5 protein-coding genes are annotated in these 4,803 nt (G+C 56.7%); 3 read left to right on the forward strand and 2 right to left on the reverse strand.

The annotated features are described in order from the left end of the window. Together AC07FD_RS00620 and AC07FD_RS00625 are read right to left on the reverse strand one after the other, a co-directional pair. Positions 1-278: 3-keto-5-aminohexanoate cleavage protein (locus AC07FD_RS00620; RefSeq protein ID WP_478348222.1), on the reverse strand; the 278-nt coding region annotated here is incomplete at its 3' end. A 480-nt stretch (positions 279-758) separates the two neighbouring features. Then, positions 759-1,073 carry a hypothetical protein gene (locus tag AC07FD_RS00625; RefSeq protein ID WP_478348223.1) on the reverse strand — a complete coding sequence of 105 codons (315 nt, stop codon included), beginning with the start codon at positions 1,071-1,073 and terminating at the stop codon, positions 759-761. Between the two features lie 227 nt (positions 1,074-1,300). Between AC07FD_RS00625 and AC07FD_RS00630 the strand changes: the two genes are divergently transcribed. The 3 genes from AC07FD_RS00630 (at position 1,301) to AC07FD_RS00640 (ending at position 4,713) form a co-directional block, all read left to right on the forward strand. Continuing rightward, positions 1,301-2,290: a helix-turn-helix transcriptional regulator gene (locus tag AC07FD_RS00630; RefSeq protein ID WP_478348224.1), complete on the forward strand. Its 990-nt coding sequence runs from the start codon at positions 1,301-1,303 to the stop codon at positions 2,288-2,290. Between the two features lie 625 nt (positions 2,291-2,915). Next, positions 2,916-3,572, forward strand: coding sequence for a GntR family transcriptional regulator (locus AC07FD_RS00635; protein ID WP_478348225.1), 657 nt, complete (start codon positions 2,916-2,918; stop codon positions 3,570-3,572). 550 nt (positions 3,573-4,122) lie between these two features. After that, the gene (locus tag AC07FD_RS00640; protein ID WP_478348226.1) at positions 4,123-4,713 is read left to right on the forward strand and encodes a gamma carbonic anhydrase family protein; all 591 of its coding nucleotides are present in this window, start codon (positions 4,123-4,125) and stop codon (positions 4,711-4,713) included. Positions 4,714-4,803: the final 90 nt, after the last annotated feature.

The following is a 4,803-nucleotide window of genomic DNA, read 5'->3' on the forward strand; positions in this document are numbered from 1 at the left end:
ATAATTGACCTTGCATCAGGCTTCTCTGCGCTCTCGTTCAGCCGTTGCAACAAAACCACTTCCTTGAACAGATCGACATCGTAAGAGGCGGCGCCGGTCGCGGGATCGCGCGCATGAACATGGACTATCGCTGCGCCAGCGCGTGCGGCTTCAATTGCTGAGTCGGCGATTTCCTTGGGGGTAATCGGAAAACTTGGGTGATCGAGATTGTATTTTGATCCGCCCGTGACCGCACAGGTGATTATGATATTGCGAGTGCCGAATGGTGTTATTGGCATAAAATTAGCCCTGCATTGCTGACGCCCGACAGTAACCGAATGCCTGAACAGCGCCACCGCTGTTGAGTTATGACATTCAACTTGTCGTTATGCTGGCGACGACCATGAGAAGATTAGAGGCCGTTTCGAGAGGGGTTGAGTGGTCGACGTTCGCGTGATTCCAAACGGTTGTCGAAGCCAGTTTGAAGATTGTCATGTGGACCCCGGCCACCCGCGAACAGTACGTCGAGGATGAAGGTCTCGACCTCGCCCAAGAGGCCAGGCTGGTTGGCCTTCTCGGCCAGGCGTCGGTTTTTGCGTCGACGATCTTCTGGGCGGTGCGGGCGTTGCAGGCCACGGCGTCGATGGTGAAGAGGGCCCCGGAAGCCGCTCGTTGTCGGCGAGGCGATCCAGCAGGATCGGATCCGTCTCCTGCTCGCTTCCGCCTTCTGCCACCGTCGCCTGGCGATCACTAGCCGCTCGCGCGTGGCGAAGCGATCACTAGCCGCTGCGCGTGGCGAAGGCGGAGACCAGGTGGAGCGCCGCCCGTCCGCCGCCGCGGTCGAGGGTTCCGCGCGAGGTCTTGCCGTCGAGCGCGACCAGCGCCGGCGCGTCCGGCCTCGCGCCATCGCCCAGGACACGAAGATCTGCGAAGAGATATGCATCCATTCGGTAGCCGTGATGATACGGCAGGAAGCCACGCAGGAAGTCGAGGTTGTCCTCGCCCCATTCGACGATCTCGTCGAAGTCGTCCCACGCGGCGATCGTCCCACCACCAGCAGCAGAACCTCCGGCAACGGATGGGCGACCCGCCACGCCTCCCGATCGTCTTCCATCAGCGCGAAATGATCCAGAAGCACCCGCAGCCGCGGCCTCTCGTTAAGTTCCATTCAACCCTCCATCGTCAGGAGGCTTGAATCAGACTTCGCCCGCTTCGGTAAGGCCCGTTAACCCGAGTTCAGGGCCGTGGCTTGGCACCTACTCTGTTTGACAACGAGCCAAAATCGAATATTTTGTTATAACAACGAACGGAGTTCGAGCGTATGAATGCTCTTGAGCAAATCGCGTGGGCGAAGGAATTCGAGGAAGTCCGGACTCCGCCTGAAATGGCCGGCTTCGGACGCCGCTGGATCCCGCCTTCCAAATTTGCCTCGGGTCATGAAGACTGTTTTCAGATAGAGTTCAGCCTTCTGCTGACGACCAAGCACTTCAGCATGCGCAAAGAATGCCTCGAGAATCATCGGGGCACCGACCGCCTCGTATTCCTCTATCACTTGGACGGACGCCGTACCATTTCCCCGTCCAACGGCGCAGCACTTGAGCTACAGAAGCCCACGTTCGTCGCCTACTTCCATCCCAAAGGTGTCGACGCGATAAGTCAGTGGTCCGCAAGCCAATCGGAGACGGCGCTGGCTCTCGGTTACGACCCGCAGGATCCGCCACGCCTGGTGGCCGAGTTTTCTGAACAGCTAATGGTCCTGCAGAACTTGTTGCACCATCCCGGCGGGCGATTTACCTGGATCGCGCTTCCGCTATGTTCGGAAATGGAGAAGATCGCAAGATCGGTCATATTTCGCAGCATCGGTCAGCATTTTGTGCATCATTATGTCTCCGCAAAGGCCAAGGAGTTACTTTGCATCACTTTAGACAACATAATTTCACTTGGTTGTGTAAAGTCCGACGCCGTCCTAAGCATGGCTGAGAGGTTGGAGCACATCAAGAACATTCTGGATGGCGATTTGCAGAATAAACCTTCGATCTGCAAGCTGGCGGAGGAATTCAATATCCCGAGCCGTGGCTTCAATAAGGCATTCGCGGATCGGTACGGTATAAACGCCCACGATTACCGGACCATGGTGCGCCTATCAAAGGCTGTCGATCTCCTCGTCAACACCACGATGCCGCTGAAGATGATCGCCTACGAAGTCGGCTACGACCATGCTTCCAACTTCTGCCTGGCGTTCAAGAAGCACTACGGCTACACGCCCAAGGAAATTAGATGCGGTGGTCTATTGCAGCATGCTGCCGAGTGATCGATTTATCGGATGGTGCCGTCATAATAGCGAACAATTGGTGCAGGTTCGTTGGCACCCGCGCTACCCACTGCATAATCAAACACCGCCGCAAATAACGATTCCGAATTTTCCTGACCCTTCTCCGTGTGATGTATTAGGGACCACACACGCGTGAGCATTCTCGTGCGGCTTGGAAACACTGGTGATATGGAACCGTCTATGATGCAGCATTCCGCTGAACTAAGGTTTGTGATCGACGACGCCGTTGCGCATGAGCAGTGCGTCTATGAACACACTCAACCCCGCGTGGCGACGTGAAGAGCCGCCCATGCCCGAACAACACTCCCAGCCGATTGCTACATCTTGATCTGCAACGGCTATTTGATCACTTTGGACGCCCAGCGTTCCGTCCATGCCTGCGATGCTGCGATTAGCGGTAACGCAAACGTGGCGGCCGGCCGCGATGACGATATCCTAGCGCGTTCAGGCCCCGCCGGGTTATCGACGCCAAAAAGCGGGCGATACATAGGTGAACGAAGGTCGTGATACTGTCCCTAAGGATGGTGCGCACCCTTACTGGAACGGCTAAGGTAGGCAGTAGCGACGCGCCTACCAGCCGGTCAGGGCCAGGACATTGAACGATTTGGGCGACCACTCGCAGACAACGACTCTGTCCGCCAGAGTATACGGCATTGTGCGTGGAAACCTCAGAAGTGGCGTGTATAAGCCCGGCGAGAAGATCACCCATCGCGCCATAGCCTCTCAACTGGGGGTCAGTGTTACGCCTGTCCGAGAGGCGATCACGCGCCTTGTGTCCGAGGAAAGCCTATCAATGGGAGGCTTAAAGACCATTAGAGCTCCAAGCCTGGGGCGGTCAGATTTAGAGGAGATCACAAAGATCCGCGTCAACCTTGAGGGATGGGCAGCGGAACTTGCGGCGGTAAACGCTTCGTCGACCTTTATCCGCGAGTTGGAGCAGCATCATGCGGTCTATTGCACGCATCGGAGATCTCACGACTCCAAGGCAAAGATGGCCGCAAACGCCAAGTTCCACTTCGCACTGTATGCTCAGTCGAAAGCGCCCAGGCTTCTGGCGATTATCGACAACCTTTGGGTGACAATCGGTCCCACACTGGGCCTGCTTGCAAATCGGGGGTTCGAAGACAACGACGGCGAAAGATTTCACGACGCCGCAATCGCTGCACTGAAGGCAAGGAATGCTGCCGCCGTCCAGGCCGCGATAGTCAATGATATACTCACCGCTCGTTTGAAGATCCTGCAAATCTTAAAGCCTGAATAAGGTGGCCGGCCGATCTATTCGCCCACTGTTTGAAAGGCATCGCAACCAATCACCGTCCGCGCTAGGGTGCGAGGATTCCTGCTCCGTGAGGCTGGTGACCGAGCTTTCAGCTCAGGTCATGTACTTTAGGAGACCAAGGACTTCTTGTTCGAGACAGCGGTCATCCGGCAGAAGAATCAGCGTGCGCTTTTCTAGGCGGTGCTTGCCAAGGAAAATCATGCGTCCGGGCAGCAGATGGCATCTACGTAGGGCTGGCCTTCATATTGGAAGGTGTGCCGAATCGTTTCAACCATGCCTACCAGCACGATGGGCGGCCACGTCAGTATCACCGGCTCTTACTTGATGGAGGCCGCCCACAAAACGTCCAAGCTCCTTATCCACGGACCGCATCAAGGAAACACGAGCCAACGATACTGGTTGTAACCGAATTGATGGAACCGGACCAACTCTGGGATCGACCCTCACAAGCGCACAAAGGCGCTCAAAGCCATACGGGCACCGCGCCTGGTCTTCGAAGCGCGGCAGAGCCGGACAAACGGGAGAAGTGTTGATGTCTACAACATCTCAATCAGTCTACAATCTCGGTTCCAGCCAGCCCAAGATTGCCGTTAGTGCGTGGATTGCGCCTTCCGCCACTATCGTGGGTGCGGTGACCATCGGGCCGCAGTCCGGTGTCTGGTTCAACTGCGTGCTGCGTGGCGATGACAATACGATCCAGATCGGGGCGCGAAGCAACATCCAGGACGGGTCGGTTATTCACATCGACCCCGGTGAATTCGATGTCATCATCGGTGATGATGTTACCGTTGGGCATTCCTGCCTGATCCATGGTTGCCACTTGGAAGACCGCGCTTTCGTCGGGATGGCCTCGACCGTCATGAACGGCTGCATCATCGAGCCGGATGGTGTTCTCGGGGCACGCAGTCTCCTGACATCGGGCAGGCGAGTTAAGTCGGGAGAGTTGTGGACGGGATCACCGGCTAAGTTCGTCCGGATACTGTCCGAAGAGGAGATTCTAAATTTCCGAAAAACTGCACAGAGCTACGTGCGCAAAGGTGAGCGTTTCCGCGCCGAATTGAGTGGAATAACGGTCAACGCTGTCGAGTGGGGAGAAACAGCTATGTCGACTAGGGCTCGTTGAGAATCAGCGTGAATTGATGACTGTGGCGCATGCGTAGATCGTATCCATCCGAGCAGGGCCGCGGGATTTTGGGCGCCGCGCGTGGTAGCG

It is taken from the genome of Mesorhizobium waitakense (assembly GCF_056431085.1).